General features: G+C 47.7%; 14 protein-coding genes. 7 read left to right on the forward strand and 7 right to left on the reverse strand.

Annotated features, from left to right (window positions below; translation table 11 throughout):
• Nucleotides 1-2: 2 nt before the first annotated feature.
• Nucleotides 3-1,316 carry a lysine N(6)-hydroxylase/L-ornithine N(5)-oxygenase family protein gene (locus tag GL2_RS11065; protein ID WP_143730711.1) on the forward strand — a complete coding sequence of 438 codons (1,314 nt, stop codon included), beginning with the start codon at nt 3-5 and terminating at the stop codon, nt 1,314-1,316.
• A gap of 108 nt (nt 1,317-1,424) precedes the next feature.
• Here the strand turns inward: GL2_RS11065 and GL2_RS11070 are convergent, their stop codons facing one another.
• A complete protein-coding gene (locus GL2_RS11070) occupies nt 1,425-2,363 on the reverse strand; it encodes a hypothetical protein (protein ID WP_143730712.1) in 939 nt (312 codons plus the stop codon).
• Between the two features lie 622 nt (nt 2,364-2,985).
• Here GL2_RS11070 and GL2_RS11075 point away from each other — a divergent pair.
• The 5 genes from GL2_RS11075 (at nt 2,986) to GL2_RS11095 (ending at nt 8,623) form a co-directional block, all read left to right on the forward strand.
• Nucleotides 2,986-3,708, forward strand: a complete 723-nt coding sequence (locus tag GL2_RS11075; protein ID WP_143730713.1) for a hypothetical protein — start codon at nt 2,986-2,988, stop codon at nt 3,706-3,708.
• Nucleotides 3,709-4,021: 313 nt separating this feature from the next.
• Complete coding sequence (locus GL2_RS11080; RefSeq protein WP_232053596.1) at nt 4,022-5,125, forward strand: phospholipase A; 1,104 nt, start codon at nt 4,022-4,024, stop codon at nt 5,123-5,125.
• A 28-nt stretch (nt 5,126-5,153) separates the two neighbouring features.
• Nucleotides 5,154-5,558, forward strand: coding sequence for an NUDIX hydrolase (locus GL2_RS11085; protein WP_143730715.1), 405 nt, complete (start codon nt 5,154-5,156; stop codon nt 5,556-5,558).
• Nucleotides 5,559-5,804: 246 nt separating this feature from the next.
• Nucleotides 5,805-7,850: an aminotransferase class I/II-fold pyridoxal phosphate-dependent enzyme gene (locus tag GL2_RS11090; protein WP_232053597.1), complete on the forward strand. Its 2,046-nt coding sequence runs from the start codon at nt 5,805-5,807 to the stop codon at nt 7,848-7,850.
• Between the two features lie 32 nt (nt 7,851-7,882).
• Nucleotides 7,883-8,623, forward strand: a complete 741-nt coding sequence (locus GL2_RS11095; RefSeq protein ID WP_143730717.1) for an SDR family NAD(P)-dependent oxidoreductase — start codon at nt 7,883-7,885, stop codon at nt 8,621-8,623.
• A 4-nt stretch (nt 8,624-8,627) separates the two neighbouring features.
• On the opposite strand, the gene GL2_RS11100 is transcribed toward GL2_RS11095, so the two are convergent.
• The 6 genes from GL2_RS11100 to GL2_RS11125 all read right to left on the reverse strand — a co-directional run bounded on the left by GL2_RS11100 (nt 8,628) and on the right by GL2_RS11125 (nt 15,290).
• Nucleotides 8,628-10,388 carry an alkaline phosphatase family protein gene (locus GL2_RS11100; protein ID WP_143730718.1) on the reverse strand — a complete coding sequence of 587 codons (1,761 nt, stop codon included), beginning with the start codon at nt 10,386-10,388 and terminating at the stop codon, nt 8,628-8,630.
• Between the two features lie 196 nt (nt 10,389-10,584).
• On the reverse strand, nt 10,585-11,286 hold the full coding sequence (locus GL2_RS11105; protein WP_143730719.1) for a UTRA domain-containing protein: 702 nt from the start codon (nt 11,284-11,286) through the stop codon (nt 10,585-10,587).
• A gap of 77 nt (nt 11,287-11,363) precedes the next feature.
• On the reverse strand, nt 11,364-12,173 hold the full coding sequence (gene phnX / locus GL2_RS11110) for a phosphonoacetaldehyde hydrolase (RefSeq protein WP_143730720.1): 810 nt from the start codon (nt 12,171-12,173) through the stop codon (nt 11,364-11,366).
• Nucleotides 12,174-12,217: 44 nt separating this feature from the next.
• Entirely contained in the window at nt 12,218-12,772 is a 555-nt protein-coding gene (locus GL2_RS11115) for an HD domain-containing protein (RefSeq protein ID WP_172621123.1), read from the reverse strand.
• The gene (locus GL2_RS11120) at nt 12,762-13,946 is read right to left on the reverse strand and encodes a TIGR03364 family FAD-dependent oxidoreductase (protein WP_143730722.1); all 1,185 of its coding nucleotides are present in this window, start codon (nt 13,944-13,946) and stop codon (nt 12,762-12,764) included. Before GL2_RS11120 ends, GL2_RS11115 begins: the two co-directional genes overlap by 11 nt.
• A gap of 15 nt (nt 13,947-13,961) precedes the next feature.
• Nucleotides 13,962-15,290 (reverse strand): DUF5690 family protein, encoded by a 1,329-nt coding sequence (locus GL2_RS11125; protein ID WP_197736442.1) that lies wholly within the window; start codon nt 15,288-15,290, stop codon nt 13,962-13,964.
• Between the two features lie 288 nt (nt 15,291-15,578).
• Between GL2_RS11125 and GL2_RS11130 the strand changes: the two genes are divergently transcribed.
• Nucleotides 15,579-18,164, forward strand: a complete 2,586-nt coding sequence (locus tag GL2_RS11130) for a TonB-dependent receptor (RefSeq protein WP_143730723.1) — start codon at nt 15,579-15,581, stop codon at nt 18,162-18,164.
• Nucleotides 18,165-18,221 lie beyond the last annotated feature (57 nt).

Genomic DNA, 18,221 nt, shown 5'->3' on the forward strand with positions numbered 1-18,221 from the left:
CCATGAGTAATTTCCTAGATCTCGCCGGTATCGGAGCCGGTCCATTCAACTTGGCCGTAGCCGCTTTATTGCGGGATAAATCCTTGAGCCATCGTTTCTTCGAAGCTAAAGCGGAGTTTTCCTGGCACCCGGGTTTAATGTTGCCGGGTGCAATGATGCAGACCTCTTATCTGAAAGACCTGGTGACGCCGGTCGATCCCACTAGTCCCTGTAGCTTTTTGGCTTACCTGGTGGAAAACAAACGTTTCTATGATTTCCTTCATGCGGAACAACGCACGGTGACTCGCAGGGAATTTGCTGATTACCTGGCCTGGGCAGCGCGTCGCCTGGACTCCATCCAAATGAGCAGCCGCGTACAGAGCGTGGTGGATAACGGTGAGTACTTTGAATTGGATGTGCATGGCCCCAGTGGTCGTGAACGGATTCTCGCCAAAAACCTGTGTGTTGCCGCGGGCAAAAAACCTAATATTCCGGAGTGCAGCCGCCCGCTGCTTTCTGACAATTGCTTCCATGCGCTGGAAATTGCCCTGCGTAATCCGGATGTGAGCGGTAAGCGTGTTGCGGTAATCGGTGGTGGACAGACTGGCGCAGAGGTGGTTATTAATCTACTGGGAAAACATTGGGGGCGCCCGCAGCAGGTAACCTGGGTTTCCCGCCGTAGTAATTATTTACCATTGGATGAAACTCCCTTCACCAATGATTGGTTTACCCCGGAATATGTCGATGTGTTCCGACAGCTGAGTCCACGTCGCCGTGAAGAGGTTGTCGCTGAACAAAAATTGGCATCCGATGGGATTTCCCCTGATACCCTTAAGGAACTCTATCAACTGTTCTATCGCCTAGTACACTTGGAGAAAGATTCTGAGGGGGTGACACTCATGCCCAACCGTGAGCTGGTGGACATGTCCTCTCGTGGTGATTACCAGTTACAGCTGCAGAATCATTTACTCGGCGATACCGATGGTGCCGAGTGGATTAACGCTGATATCGTTATTCTCTGCACCGGTTTAAGCGAAGCATTGCCACCCTGTCTGGCGCCTCTACAGGAGCGGATTCCACGTGATGGAGAAGGGCGTTTGTTGCTGGATGATTCTTTCGCAACAAAACTGAGCGGTGATGACAGCGACCGTCGTTTGTACTTCCTCGGTACTGGCCGAACCAGCCATGGTATTGCGGAGCCGCAGCTAAGTCTGTCTGCCTGGCGTGCGGCGCAGGTTGTTAACGACCTGCATGGCAGTACAGTGTACGATAATCAGCAAAGTGGCAATCTTATGAAGTGGATTACTCCTCAGGCCCAGCAGATTGCCGTAGCTTAATTCTATTTTAATTCTCGTGGCCAAATTTACTTCTGGTCTTTTGCAATATTCCTCACTGTGGCGGAGTTGCCTTGAAGTAATTACACTGAGTGATAGCTATTCTGGCTATCACTTGGTCACATCAATAAAAATGCCCATGTGATCAGTTACTGAGGCGGCCATGCTGGCACCATTAACGGTAACCGGGGTGTTCTGTGAAATATAATCCACCTTAGCCACCCGAATCGTCTTTGTATTGTAAGCGGCAACATCGTATTTTTTGCTGCCAGTGCTGTTGGTACCAGCAAAGCTAATTTGATAGGTGTCCGAGGGCGTTACCTCGTCGTCGGTATGTGCGTCTCGAAAGAAAGTGCCAGTGGCCACACTGAGTGCGGAGGGGGTAAAACTGTCATTGCCCTGGTTGGTGTCACCCATTACAAGATCAATCGCGCCATGCCCTTGCTGAATCAGCAGGTTATTGATAGTGCGATAAAAGAAAACTGCTTCTCTTTCATTTTTGGCAATGCTATTAGGTACATGCACGAATACAGCATTGACGTTGCCGCTTTTAACCGCAATCCAACCCATGCCGGAACCGAGTATCTGGTGCTGGGTAGTATTGGCCGCATGAACACTAAAACTGTTACAAGCCTTTCCCGTAGAGCTTGCCCCCACCAAGCCGCCGGCATGTTGCTGCATTGAACTCCATTCAATATTGGCACCATTCATCTCGCCATAAACCAGCAGGTCACAGGTCTGTCCGAGTGAGCGATACAGGTGCTGAAGAGTCTGGCGTGCCTTGCCTTCAATCATGCTCAGAAACTGGGCATTACTATGTTGGCCCTTGGCCATAAAACCTTGAGGGGCCTGTGCAACCAATTGAGCGGGGCCGTAAATTGGAGTATGGGGATCGAGTCCATCGGCGGTCGGCATAATAAGGTGGCTGGGATCCTGGTTGGCGGCCTGGTGATTATGCGTCATGCGAGTAAAGTGCTGACTGTTGGAAGCACTGATTCCATGATTAGTACTGGAGTTTGAATTAATAGATTGATATGCGAAAGTAGGCATGGAAGCAACTCATCTCGAATCAAAAGGGTTGGTTATATTTTGCAATTACTATTACTAGGAAGTCGGTAAAATGCCAGTGCTTTTCATTTATCCAATAAAATTTAGTACCTAAGTTTGATGCAATCTGTTTGATTGGCTAACCAATTATTCTGTAATGGGTTGTTCATGATGTGCTTGTTTTGTCATAATTATTTGTATAGAAGTTGTGTTACAATTTTTCTTGATAAAATTTTTTCTGGGCGGTAGTTATTATTGTTTGTAAATTATGGGAATCTGTATTGATTTCTTTTTTGAGAAATAATTTATCCATTAATCCTGAGTGCCGATTAAGCTGAAGAAAGTATTGTTGGTTTCATGACTCCTTAACTTTACTTCTGCAATAAAGTTACAGCTTCCAGGGGGTAATTCAATTTCATTGTCTTACAGTACTTTTGGGCGGGTATTAACCCGGTCTATGCTTTTTTGCCTGGCAGGTGCATGGCTATCAGGTTGTTTGTAACCAGAAAATAATTCCCTCAATAAGCTGGCGCCAAACTAGGCGTGCTTGATCCTCCATGTGCAATACTTTTCGGGTACTGAACCACCAGTCTGGTGCTTGCAGTAAGCATGGAGGAAATCTGCAATGCGTTTGAACTCTACCCTTGCGCAGGGTCGGTATCACTACAGCTGTGATGGGCGTGAAATGCCTGTACAGGACAGCTGGCAGTTAGGGCACGATTCAGAGGGGCGCCGCACCCTGGTGAGCCGTCGTCTGGTGGGTGATCAAGGCTATGGAATTGAGGTTTCCGCGATACTTTGTGCGGGGTTGGTTAACGAGTGTCATGTTCACTGGCGTGACGAAACTGATGAAGTTAGCGCCCATTATCGGCTCAATAGTCCGCAGGGGCATGGGCCGCGCCTGGGAGATGAAATTGAGGCCTCCTGGAAAGGGCCCAATGGTCCGCAGCAGGCCCGGCTGCAAGGTGAGAGCCGATTGCTATTTCCCCTTATGCGCGTTTTTATGGGACCTCTTCTTAAAACGCTGGTGCAGCACGAGAAAGGGTTGGAAGTAGTTTCTCCGGATATTGTTGATCCCTCACAGCGCGGTAAGTTGCTTTCTCCCAGAGTCAGTCACCGCAGTGCACGGACAATGGTAGGGGAACTGGCCAGTCAACGTGCACAGGATATGGGGCCGGATATCAGCGGTTTCATCTATCAGGGGGATGAGGCGGAGCGAGATGCCCACTGCTACGTCGACAGCCGCAGTTTGTTGGTGGGGTATGACTGGCCATCCAGTACTGGGCGCTTGTGGCAAGTTCGTTTGAGGGACCTCGAATGGTCTCAGTGTCTGACCAGTCTGGCTTGATGAGTGATTGGTTTGCCCCAGTTAGGTTCTGGTCGGACATGACCGTGAATGAGGAATTCCTATCAATCGACTGAATAACGATTATACAGGGATAAAATTTTTGATGACCTCAAGTTCGCACTGGTAACAATTTCGACCTCCCCGCCTTTATTTTTTCGTTGTTTCCCGGTTTTTTGACCTCCCTCAAACTCATTAACAAGCTGGCAAAGATACTAATTTACAAATACACAGGGGAACTAATGCTGCAGGATTTTTTCTGTACTCCAGTGTAAGCTTGCGTCAATTTTACAGAGTGCCAATGGGGGAGCGCCTTTTGCCTTTTATCAGATCCAACACCCGCAGTGGAATCCGACTGTTCGCCTCCCTGGTTATGGCTGTACAGCTACCACTTAATGTCGCTGTGGCCAGTATTGGCGAAGATAGCGAGGTAGAGATTAAGGAACTGGACCAGCAGCACGAGCAGGAACAATGTCTGCAGGAACAACTACTGATCTCTTCCGCCGAGACAACTCTGCGGGAAATCCGCTTACTCTGCGCAGAAAGAGTGCGTGCCCAGCTGGGTTTGGAAGAGGATTATTTCGAGATCGAGCCGGTCGTGGAAGAATATTCTGAAGAACTCCCCACCGACGAGGTTTTACTGGGTGGGCGTGCCCAGGCGATCCGTGATGCGGCCAGTAACCCCTTTACCCTGGCGTCTCACAAGGCGAACTATGTGCTGCCTTTTACTTATAATCCCTCGCCGGAGACCGGGGGATTGACCGATTATGAGGACCGAGATCTGGATAATATAGAGGTGCAGTTCCAGCTCTCAGTGCAGGTGCCAGTCTGGCGCGGCTTCCTCGGCAGTGCCTCTTTTATGAGTGTGGCCTACACCAACCGCAGTTTCTGGCAAGCCTACAACTCCGATAACTCCTCGCCATTTCGCGAAACCAACCACGAGCCCGAGCTGATCTTGACCTGGTTGAACGATTGGAGCGTGTTCGGTTGGCGCAATACCGCTAACCAGATTGCTTTAAACCACCAGTCAAACGGCCGCAGTGAACCTTATTCGCGCAGCTGGAACCGGATTTACGCCAATTTTATCTTCGAGCGGGATAATTTCTCTATAGGTCTCAAACCCTGGTATCGGGTTCCGGAAAGTCGTGAGGATGATGACAATCCGGATATCGAGCACTATATGGGTAATTTCGAGCTGGGCGGGCGCTACCGGGATGGAGACCACTCAATCGCGATTATGGTGCGCAACAATCTGCGCTCGGATAATCGTGGTGCGGTTGAGCTGACCTGGGGTTTTCCCCTGGGAAATCGGGTGGATGGCTATATCCGCTATTTCAACGGCTATGGTGAGAGCCTGATCGACTACGATGAGTCTGTACAGACTTTGGGCTTTGGTTTCACCCTGGCCCAAGGGTTCTAACAGCCTCTAACGGCCAGGGATCGGATCGATGGGGTTTGAAGACAGCTACCGCCTTAGCGCGCATGCGGTGATTACCAATGAGGTGGGCGAAGTCCTGCAGTTGCTGGCCACCTATGCCAATCGCAGCTGGGGATTGCCCGGTGGCGCCCTGGACCCCGGTGAAACCGTACACGAAGCCCTGCGGCGGGAGTGCCGTGAGGAGTTGGGCCGGGATGTACATATCGATTACTTGAGTGGCATCTATTACCACAAGGTGTACAACTCCCACGTTTTTATCTTTCGTGCCCGTTTTGTTGATAGACGACATATCACCCTGTCAAATGAGCACTCTGAAATGGCGTATTTTCCCCTGGAGCAGCTCTCCGACGTGCAACGACACAGGGTCAGGGACTGCCTGGAGTTTGACGGCAGTGTATGCAGCGCAAAGTTCTAACTTTCCACTCTTCCTTGGCAATAGATCTGGTCGGTCACCATGCATTTGGCGAATTTCGCCAAATGCTCCGCGGTCGCGGAAATCCCGCGCCTGCTCCATTAATATTTGCCCCCTGGCTTTTTAGCCGCAAAATTCCAGATCCTCCGCTCTGGCCGGAGGACTTAAGAAAAGTTAATAAAATCAAATAGTTAAATAATTAAGGCGGCAACCTGCAGCAAGTAGCGGGCTATGCTGGTGGATAAGAATATGGGTTTGGAATTAAAAATGCCTGAATTGGGCAATCTCAATGACAGCGCACAGAAGCTGGAATGTCATGTCGCTCTGGTGAGTGCTGACAGCAAATTGGCGGCGGACTGGATCAGTGCCCTGAACAGCACCGCTGCCCGCCATGAGAATCCCTTTGGGTTGCACTTTGAGGCGGTAGCTCCGGCAGATGTTGAGCGCTTGGCACAAGATGAAGATCGCCTGCAGGCGATTATTGTCGATGCTGGCAATGATGCCAGCGGCCTGGAAGCTGCAGATCAGTTGGCTGATCGTATCCACTCACTACGCTCACAGCTCAATATCTTCTTGGTAGCCCACAGTGATATCGCCGGCGCCACATCACCGGCTGGAGAGGTTGGAGCCAAATCTCTGGCCAACCTGCGCCGTCGCTTTGACGAGCTGTTTGACCGCCGCGAAGGCAATTTCAACCATATGTTCCGTCTGGTGCAGGCGTTTATTGCCCGCCGTGCCTCTACGCCTTTTGCCGATACCCTGAAGGAATATGTATTCTCCGCACGCGATGCCTGGCATACACCGGGCCACTCCGGAGGCGACAGTCTGCGCAACAGCCCCTGGGTGGGGGATTTCTACCGCTTTATGGGCGAACACGTTTTCAATACGGATTTGTCTGTCTCGGTACAGATACTGGACAGCCTGCTGGAACCGCATTCCGTGATCCAGGAAGCGCAGGATCTCGCCGCACAGGCGTTTGGTTCGCGCCACACTTTTTTCCTGACCAATGGCACTTCCACTGCCAATAAAGTAGTGATTCAACAGATCCTCGGTGGTGGCGGCAAGATTATCGTCGACCAGGCCTGTCACAAGTCGGTCCACCACGCGATAGTGATGAACCGCTGTGAGCCGGTGTACCTGAAGTCGGTGCTGCACCCGGAATTTGGCATTTATGGCCCGGTAAAGCGCTCCGATATCGAGGCGGCACTGGATGAGCATAGCGATGCGCGCTTATTGGTCATCACTTCCTGCACCTACGATGGTCTGCGCTATGATTTGAAGCCCATTATCGATTACGCCCATGAGCGTGGTGTTAAGGTGCTGGTCGATGAGGCCTGGTTTGCCCACGGTTTCTTCCACCCAGAGCTGCGTCCCACTGCACTCGAGTGCGGCGCCGACTATGTGACCCAGAGTACCCATAAGATGCTTTCGGCTTTCTCCCAGGCCAGTATGATCCATGTACAGGACCCGGACTTTGACGAGTTCCGCTTCCGTGAAAACCTGAATATGCACGCCTCTACCAGCCCGCAATACGCCATGATCGCCAGCCTCGATGTGGCACGTAAGCAAATGGCGATGGAGGGCTATGGACGTCTCAAGCAGTGCCTGCAGATGGTGGAAACCCTGCGCCGCGCAGTGAATGAAACCGGTGTATTCCGCGCCCTGACCCGTGACGATCTGATTGCTGAGCCCCTAGCCGGTGACAATATTGGCTTGGACCCCACCAAGGTAACCATCGATATCTCCCGCAGTGGTTACTCGGGCAATGAGATGCAGATCAAGCTGTTCGATCAGTACGGAATCCAGGTGGAGAAGACCACCTACAATACCATCACGGTACTGGTGACCCTGGGTAGCACAGAGAGCAAATTATTGCGCCTGATTCATGCGCTCAAGCAACTGGCGGGCAATACCCATAAGCGTATTCATGTTGGCACTCCGCGTCGACTGCCGGAGTTTACCCGCTTTACCTGCCTGCCGGCAGATGCCTACTTTGCCGAGACTGAAGAGCTTCCGTTAATGGATAACGGCGTGGATGCGACGCAGAACCTGATCGGCCGCACCAGCGCCGATGAGATTGTGCCCTACCCACCGGGTATTCCCGTACTTGTGCCAGGTCAGGAGATTTCCGCGCAGATTGTGCAGTACCTGCAGCAGCTACTGCAGGGGCAGAATACGACGGAAATTCACGGCCTGATTTTCCGTTCCGATGAGCCCATGCTGCGTGTGGTTAAAGAAGTGCCTGGCACCGTAGAAGCTAAAGGCAAAAAGTCCGGCGGCAAAAAGGCAAAGTAAATCTATACGAGCTATCCGGCATGGAGGCCGGTATGTTTGATCAACCAAAAACAGTATTACTGGCTGGCGGGTCGGGCGGTCTGGCCCGCGCGATAGGCGCCGAAATTGTTCGGCGCTATCCCGATATAACTCTGGTGACTTTGAGCCGCGGTGCCGTGGATCGGGTGCCGGGACATGTCGGTGAACGCCGACACTTAACCGTATCTCTTGCCGACGAACACTCTATCAAGTCCGTTGAAACCTTCCTTTCTGAATTTCCTTCTCCACCAGACTGGGTCATTAACTGCTGTGGGCTGTTACACGATGAGTTCCACGGACCGGAAAAATCCCTGGCTCAGTGTGAAGATGATTGGCTGATACAGTCTCTGCGTACTAACCTGCTCACTCATATGCACCTGGCCCAGGCATTGGACAGGAAATTACTGCGCAAGCAGCCGCTGTTATGGGTATCCCTGTCTGCAAAAGTGGGCAGTATTGGCGACAATGAGCTGGGGGGCTGGTATAGCTACCGTATCAGCAAGGCATCGCTCAATATGCTGATAAAAAACCTGTCTATTGAATGGGGGCGCCGACTGGAAAATAGCTGTGTGGTGGCAATTCATCCGGGAACCACAGATACGGCACTTTCCAAACCCTTCCAGGGCAACCTGGCGCCGGGCAAATTGTACAGCCCGGCTCTGAGTGCCGGGCGTATTGTAGATGTAATACAACAACTGGCCCCCGCTGATAGCGGCAACCTGTTTTTTTGGGATGGTAGTCGCCTGCCTTGGTAAAAGATCAGGGATTCATCAGACCGGGCCAAGTATCATCATCGGTTGTTCGGGGATATCCGCTGTATGCCTGGTCTGATGTAATGGAATAGCGTATATAGCGCTGATTTTTCAGGAAGAAATAAGCACGAAATATGTTCCATTGGTGAGCCGCAGTAATTTCTGTGGAATAGGCGCCGAGTCCTGGCCAAGTGCTGTCATTGACCGGTTGTGGATAGCCGCTATCAAGCTGATCGTTGTCCAAGTCATAGCGCAAATAGTTTCCGTCATCGAGAAAGAAATACACTTTGCTATTGGGCCATTTAAGGGCTGCGCGAATTTTTGTGGCGTAGTCGCCCATGCCCGGCCAGCTGTTGTTATCAACCAGTTTGGGGTAGCCTGGGTCCACGCGATCTTCATCCAGATCATAGCGTAGGTAACGCCCGTCATTTAAGAAGAAATATCCTTTTTCAGCGCTGGCTTTAAATGCAGCACTAACCAGATCAGAATAGTCTCCCAAACCAGGCCAGGTATCGTTATCTGTTACACGTGGATAGCCACTGTCAGCCCTGTCCAGGGTTTTGTTGTAGCGTATATATTGATTGTCGCCGCGAAAGTAGTAAGCACGTGAAGCGCTCCAATCGAGACCGGCGGTCACCTCCAGGGCGGACTTGCGAATAGCTACTGGGGTGTCATTATAAACGAATACATAATCCAGGATTCCCTGGGTATCTGTGTAGTCAGTCCAGCTTTGCGAGCTAGCATCGATAACGTCAATTAGCTGATCGTTTTGGTGGACCTCTACAGGGCCGCTAACCGCAGAATACCATTTAATCGTTCTATTATCGGCTGCCATCACCTTACGAGTGCCTGGACTGCCAATGAGTGGATTGCCATCCAGCTTCCAAGTTGTTTGCAAGTTAATACCCATAAAACGCAACACTGTTGGTGCAATCGAAGTTTGTGCCGCATAGCCATAAATCCCATCAAATTCTTTATTGTGGATATCTTCAACGTATTCGCTATGCTCGATATTTAATGGCAGGTTACTGCCAATAAAAATGGTTTTTTCACTGGTCGTCTGTGATCCATGTCCACAGCCACGAGTATCTCGACCATGGTCCGTAGTGACCATTACCAGCCATTCTTCCCCGGCAGCAATACGTGTATCCACGGCATCCAGCAGCGCGCCCAATTGAGAGTCACTTGTAAGGATGCTTTGGTTATAGCGATCTCCAAAGCAAGAGCTATGACCGGCACCATCGGGGTCATCGAGGTGCAGGAAAAGGAAATCCACATGACCTGAAGATATTTCCTGCACGCCGCGTGAGGTGACTTCTGCATCGGAAAGGCCACTTAAAACCAGGTTTGCCTGCTCCAGGTCGGCAGTAAAAAAATTGGTATTAATAGGACTCCAATGAGATATGCTGCCCACCCAAAGGTTATTGTCAGCCTCTTTAATTCTTTTGAATAAACTTGGGAATTCTGCATTGGCCAGTCCTGAACCATTGGAGCTGACTTTGTGTTTATCTACCCAAACTCCTGTAAGAATAGAGGACCAACCAGGACCACTTTTAGTGTCTTGTTGACTTGGGGAGCCCTTAATGCCACCTGTATAGGCTTTGTGTAGAATTAATCGGTCATAATTGGGGGTGTCTATATTTTTGAGCTTTTCGTACTGCACACCATCAACGCCAATAAGAAGTACCTTCTTATTGTTCTGAGCACAAATGGCTTGGGTGCTGGAAACCAGCGTGATCAACAGCAGGAAGGAGATGAGTATCTTCATATCGAATATCCTGTATTATAAATTATTTTCTGGTCTAGGCCAGAATGATTAGGATAAACAATAGTTGTTAAATACCAATGAAGAGATCTTTACCGCGATACTGCAGGGAAAAGACTGTTACTTAAAAGCTAACAACTATCAAACCCTCCTTCATGAAAAAAGTCAAAAAAATTCTTTAGGCAAGGCAAGGACAAAATTATCTGGTGGCAACTTCCATTTCTATAGCGTGAGGCAGCCAGTTCTCAATGTTGTAATCAATCAGACGCTCAGCGGAATCAAAGCGGAGCCTTAAAACTCTTAGGCCTGTAGTACCAGCGGGGATGCCCAATGGCTCCGCACAATGAAATTCCAAATTAGCGACCTGAATGTTACAGCGCTCTTGGGCTATACTTACTGCGTAGCTGTCTTGCAATATTTCTGTAACAGAGCCGGATAAATCGAAGTCAGCTAATCCGTAAAAACGCTCTGCTGGTAAGTAACTTTCCTCAACCATAACCGCTCGCTGATCCAGGTAACGTGCTCTTCGAACCTCAAAATATTTAGTGCTTTTATTTGAGGAAAAGGCTGTATAAATATGACGGCGCGCGGTCATTTTACGAAATCCAAGCACTCTGGTTGTCGGTTTGAACCCCTGCCGCCGAGCCATCAAATTAAAGTTGATTTTTTTGGCTGGATTCATTACGAAGCGACTTGGAGCGACAAACCAGCCGCGTCGATTCTGCCGATAGACCAGTCCTTCCCCCTCAAGGCGATTTAACCCATCGCGCAAGGTAATACGGGTGACCTGTAGCTGCTCCGCCAGTTCACGCTCGGCGGGCAGCTTGTGGTTGGCAGCGAGGCGACCATTAGCGATCAACAACTGAACATGGGCCTTGATGTCATCGTAACTGGAGGACACAGCACTTCTCTTGGATTTGGTCGTAGCTTGCTCTTAGACCGGGTTACTGAGGGACAACCTTGTAGATTTATAGCCTATCAGGGACGTTGTCCAAGAGCCAGTCGACGATGGATATCGACCAACACAGGTTCGAGCTTGTTGATATCGTCTACTAAATAGTGGGCGCCACAACTCTCCAATTTTTGATAGGCACTACTACTGTGGTTTCTTTTTTCTTCTTCTGTAAGTGCTTCCCAGCTATCGAGAGATAATCCCGAAGCATTACCAGAAAGTACCACAGCAACTGTCCACATGCCTGCATTTCGACCTTCATGAATGCCTGCGGCGGTATCATCTACTTTGACACATTGAGTGACAGAGGGAATTTCCATTGCAATAACGTTCTTCAATGCGGCGGCGGGGCCTGGTCTCGCGCCTATAGCTTCATCTGCAGTAACAACACAATCGGGTTTTAGACCTTGTTGTTGAGCACTTGCCAGCATTCCCTCAATCATCATTCGGCTGTAGCCGGTGGTACTGCCAATACGTAGATTACGCTCACGTAAACGAGCAAATAGTTTGTCAGCCCCGGGTACTATTTGGCTGTGCTTATCGATTTCCTGAATCTGTATTGGGGCCAACTGGCGATACAGATCCTCGATATCGGACTCCCGAGAAGGACGTCCATACTCCTCTTGCCAGGCAGTTTGAATGGACTCCTGTTGTAACATCTGCCGAATATGTTGTTTCTTCTCGGTGCCCATTGGAATGCGGGTTTGCTCCTCACTGACGGTAACCCCCGCAGTAGAAAATATTTGCATAAATGCTTGTAAGGGAGCGCGGGAGCCAAAATCTACCAGTGTTCCAGCCCAGTCTAGGATAACAGCTTTAAGTTGTGGGGATTCCATGGTTTATCTCCTTTAGTTGGTGTTTGTGGGAGTTGAATGGATACTTATTGATTGATGACCTTTGCACATATCGCTAGCCAGTGAGATAAGGGGGCTTCATCTATTCCTGATACTTTTCCCGCATCATCCCACTCCCGCAAGAGCAAAGCGTCTCTGGCGAAGGGGCTTTGTAAAAATCTAATCTGCTCCTGGTCACTCATTGCTTCACCTTGTTTTGTAAGAGTTTTTCGGCTGGCAGCGGATAGTCGTGCTTTGTAATTACTATCCGTACTCATAATAAATCTCTTGGCCTGAACGTGTAATGCAATGGGCTGTGTGACTGAGGTGGGAAATCCCCACTTTTCCAGCAAATCTGCCCCTATTTTGTCATGCTCACTGTAGCCCTCGGAATTTGTGCCGGGTATTTTTTTCTTTATGGCATAGAGGTGACCGATATCGTGAAGAAATGCAGCAGTAACCAGTTCGTCGGTGTTATCAGAACGTTCGGCCAGAGTAGCGCATTGAGATGCATGTTGTAGCTGTGTACAGCTTTCACCGAGTGTTATATTCCCATAGAGCAGGAATAACTGGTATATTTTATCCACAACACTAGTATTCATCGAGTAGGCACTCCTCCAGAGGGATTTCATTAAAAATACCTTTTATCACCCGCTCCATTAACGCGGGTCCGGCTGTCATGCCTTTTCCACCAATACCTGTGGCTAAATGGATATTCTCCGTTGCAGATTTAAGAAATACGCCTCGACTGTTCTCCTGGCTGTAATAACCATTCCAGATCCTGTCTATATTTAAATGGGGAAGATTGAGGATGCGATTAGCTTCGTCTATCATCAGTGAGTTAATTTCCTGATGGATTTCATAACTCAAAGTGTCTGTATCTCGAGCGGCGAAGTACTCATGGGAGTCACCGATGATGATACTGCCATCGACAGACTGACGAAACAGCAGGTGAACTCCAAATTTTTCATAATTTGGGTCAACATTGGGTGCCGATAAATTCTTATAGTTGGGGCAACTTTTGAATGCTTCATAGCGACGTATAGTCAAACCAGTAAGCAGATTTCCTGGAATCTTAATTCCTTCGATTGGGCGAGTTCGAAACATCTGTAATTTACTGATCTGCATTTGTTTCGTCTGTAGTAAATGTGGAAACAGTTGGTTTAGATTATGTCCACAACAAATCAATGTGTGTTTTGACATAAATTTATTTCCTGTTGAGCAGCGTACTTCAACTCCGTTCGGTAATTCTTCTATCGAAGTAACCGGAGAGGCTTTTTTAAAGTAGAGGTTCGGTTGATCATCAAGTAATTCCCAGAGATATTTCATCAATAAAACACTTTCTGCACTCATTTCTTGAGGGTAGAGGAGGCCACCGTGACAGTAGCCTTGGGACAGTGAGGGAACACGCTCACGACACTGTGTAGGAGTAATAAGTTTAGAAGAGTAGTCAGTCTCACGATTAATCTCATGCATCTCTTCTAAAAGCCCTGCTTCCTCTTCAGAGGAGGCCACATAAAGAGAACCTTGTTGCCAAAGTGCATCGGGCATTAATGATGACAACTCTCTATATAGTTCCAGAGAACGTCGCCCCAGATTGCGCCATAAGGTGAGGTTCATACCTGATGGTACTATTTGCCCGAAATTGCGTACTGTTGCACCGTGAGACTTGGTGCTGGCATCAATTAACAGAACCTTCTTCCCGGATTTTAGTGCATGGTATGCAGCGAAACTACCAAGTACACCGGCACCAACAATGGCGATATCAAATTTCATAAATTCCCTAAAACCCTAATATGCTACAGTGGTAATATGCTCCGACCGTGAATAATAATTACGGCTCAGGCGAGTAAAGAAAAAGAGTGAGAACAGCATTAGCAGTATGCATGCAAAACCAGTGGCATAGCAGAATTGCTGAGTAAACTGTAACCAGTTTAAATTCGGTTGTGCGAATGTTTTGTATAGCATGACACCAATACTGCCGATATAGCCTGAGCTATCTGCCAGATAGATAACAAAGCCTGCATTGCCAAGGCTTTTCGTGCAGGCGACCAGGCGCTCAAATAGTAGACAGTTAAATGGAACATAGCCGACATAGAGCCCGATATTAATTGCGATCATCCAGGTAATCCCGGATATGGCTCCACCCTCAAAGGCAAGGGTTGCTGTAATACAAGTAACTCCTCCAGCCGCTACTAATAAAAGATTTAGTTGAAATGCACGGTAGTTGTTACGAACAAAGACAAGTAGCGCCAGGCTACCTAGTACCACCAGTGCAACAGGAAGGCTACTAGTAAGAAAAATATGTGGTGCTTCACTGTGCCCCAAAGCTTGCCAAAGTTCCGCAGCAAAATTATCCGTGAAATCTCGGAATGCAGTCAAAAATACATAAGCTGTTATTAAAGCTAGTAGGCCTAAATTAGTTTCACCAAGAAATCTCCAGCGCATTTTGGCACTCATAGGTATACGTTGTTTGCGCGCACTAATATCTGCTTGGCTGGGTTGGGGGGTTTTGCTGAGCACAAATATTGATAGAAACAAGGCTGGTAAAAATAGCACTCCCACGGTTGCTGGCATCCAGGTTTCTGGAATTTTCCATTCCAGCATTAAGTAGGCAGCCACGGCTTTTACAGCCCCTGAAGAAACGATTAAGCTAACACACAAAATTGCACCTAATACTTCAGTAAGGCGACGACCTTCCAGGTAACTGAATACCAATCCCCACACCATCCCAAGGGGTAGGCCATTAAAAAAAAGCATGGCCACATTATAGGGAGCTGGGACTATCGCGAATGCCACCAGAGCTAGGTGGCTGGCAAGTATCAGGAGTATAAGTAACTTTCCTCGCTGTACTGGGTGCAACTCTGATATAACTTTAATCCCGACAACCTTTGAAAAGGCATATCCAAGTACTTGGGAAATAATTAATGCGGACTTATAGTCGAGAATAAATTCCCATCCGGTAATTTCAGAGTAGGAGGCCGCCACAAAAGGCTTCCTAAAAGCATACATACAGAAGTAAGTGAAGAAGGCTGCGAATCCAGTAAAGATAAGCAGTAAAAACTCACTACTGTTAAATATTCTGGGAGTGGGTACCAGCCTCTTGTCGATGGTTTTCATAGTAGCCAGTTGTTGATATTTGGTCTAGACCAGATTTTAGTTATTGGTGGTTACGCTTTTGTGACAGTTTGTTTGTTAAGTTAGGAGTCTTCTCGAATGTGTAGAAATAATTACTGAAAATAAATCACTTTAGTGAGGGTAGGGAATATTCATGTTCCTGTTATGCAAACGTAACAAATTAAACCTAGAGTTCTGGTCTAGTCCAGAATTTTGGTGGTGGTCGAGCAAATTTAATCTGTTTCGATAAAAATTTGCCAATCACATTTTTATTGAGGCAGGGGATAGATAATGATTCGTATCAAATTATTGCCCACAGCGATTGCTTTGCTGGCGGGGCAGGTAAGTGACACTTATGCACAGGAAAGTAGTAAGGAAAGTTACCAGGGTGACAGCGGTATAGAAGAGGTAGTAGTGTTGGGACGAATGTTTGATACAGAGTTGCGCTCCCTGGAAGTTCAACGGAAATCTAATCGTATCCTCAATGTGGTATCGGCCGATACAATCGGTAAACTGCCGGATCGAAATGCTGCAGAGGCTGTCCAGAGAGTATCAGGCATTTCTATCGAACGCGATCAGGGAGAAGGGCGTTTCGTAGCTGTACGTGGTCTGCCATCCCAGTGGAGTTCCTCCAGTCTTAATGGCCACCGACTGCCATCTGCGGAAGAAGAAACTACCAGCAGGGCTACGGCATTTGATTTCTTTCCATCAGAGTTAATTGAACGTATCGAAGTTTCCAAGGCTATTACTGCTGACCAGGAAGGAGATTCCATTGGAGGTAATGTAAACTTTATCACCCGTACTGCTCCTGAGGAACGTGTTTTTGATGTATCCATGTCTGGTGGATATGCAGATAAAGCAGATGGTGATATTAAATCCATGAGTCTTCTATACGGAGATAGAAGTGAAGATGGCAAATGGGGATTCTTGGCCAATGTAACTGGTTGGAGCAGGGATTGGGCAACAGATAACTACGAGCCCCGCCGTAAAGGGGAAGGGATATATCGATTGGAACTGCGAGACTATACCGGAACTAGAGATACCCTGGGGCTAAACCTTGCTACTGAGTACCGATTGGAAGAAGGTGGTAAGATTTTTGCTCGTGGTTTATATGGAACATTAGAAGATGAGGAGATACATTACAAGCACAGGCTGCGGTTCGATAAAAATAGAATGGAACTTCAACATATCCACAATACTTTAATAACACGTATGCAGGGTGTTGAAGTTGGTGGAGAGCAATTTTTCGGCGATGATAACCAGCTTAATTGGAGTTTAGCCAGCTATGATAATGAATTCCGCTATGGGAATACACCCAATAAAGATGATAGTTCTTACTTTGTGGTGCGCTTCGATCAAGCGGATGTAGGATTTATTGGCTTGGATGATGATGGGTTGGTTTACAATCGGATCGATGGGGGCACTGACCCAGCAGAAAATATTACTACTCATCTTCCCGATGATTTTGAAATGGACCCGGCTCAGTCCAGATTATCCTGGGTTGAGCTATATAAAGTGTATGTTAATGAAAAAGATAAAATAGTTTTCACTTTCGATTTTACTTCTGAGTATTCTAGTGAATTAGACTTAAAGTTTGGGGTGAAATATCGGGATAAGGAAAGGGTTTCAAAATTCTCCGACGAGTTTTACGCTTGGGATGAGGAAAATTATGGTCCAGCTCCGGAGCTTGCTGATTTCACCTTATCAGACCAGCCAGGTAGAAGTGACTTTTTGTCTGAACTGGATGTTAATTATCAGTCTCAATTCTCTCAGGTTGCTTCAATGTCCCAACTGGAGAGCTTTTGGAACGAAAACCGGGATAAATTTATTTTGGTCCCCGAAGAGTCTGCCTTGCTAGAAAATGGAGGAGCTCTTGGGCGAAATTTTGAGCTGACTGAGAGACATTTATCTGCTTATGGTATGGGTACTTATGAACTTTTAGATAGAGCCACTTTGGTCATGGGGTTGCGACTCACTCAGACGCAAACGAGTATGGATAGCCAGATATTTGTTAGCGATGAGTCTGGCAGTGGATATCTGATGCCATTTAATGGCGATAAAGATTACTTATCAGTGTTACCATCGGCTCATCTGAAGTACGCATTTACGGAAGATAGTACCATAAGATTTGCTCTAACCAGAACGTTTGCCAGGCCGGATTTTGGTGACCTTAACCCAGGAGGTTACTACGCTGAGCACGATAATGAGTTTATTGGTGGTAATCCAAATCTTGATCCAACATACTCCTGGAACCTGGATGTGATGTATGAGTACTATTTTAATAACACTGGAATATTTTCTGCAGGGCTTTTCTATAAGGAGATTACCGATCCTATTTTTACAGATGTGAAGGAAGGTGAATACAACGGTGCATCAGGTGTCGATATTTATAGTCCGGAAAATGGTGATGATGCCTGGCTGAGGGGGATGGAGTTTAACCTGGTGCGCCGACTGGATTTCCTGCCTGGATTCCTTTCAAACTTCGGGATATCAGCGAATGTCACCCTGATGGATTCAAAAATGCATATTCCTGACCGTGATGAATCAGTGCCAATTTCCCGTCAGGCTGATTTATTACATAATCTCTCTGTTTACTATGATAACGGTGCTTTCTCCATTCGCCTGGCTCAAAATCATAAGGGAGAATATGTTGAGGAGCATGGTGGTAGCAAAAGCGAAGATCAATACTATGGGGATTATACTAGCTTGGATATGAGTGCAAATTATACGGTTAATGATAATTTCGTGATCTTTGCTGAAGCTTTAAATCTTACTAATGAACCTCTGACATATTACATTGGTAATGAAGATAGACCCAAACAAGTGGAGTATTATGGAGTTCGTGGGCAGTTGGGTTTTCGCTATAGCTTTTTTTAACTGACAGTTTCCTTCTATGTCATCAAAAAACCCGGCAATTACCGGGTTCTAAAAGCT

It is taken from the genome of Microbulbifer sp. GL-2 (genome assembly GCF_007183175.1).
Classification (GTDB): Bacteria; Pseudomonadota; Gammaproteobacteria; order Pseudomonadales; family Cellvibrionaceae; genus Microbulbifer.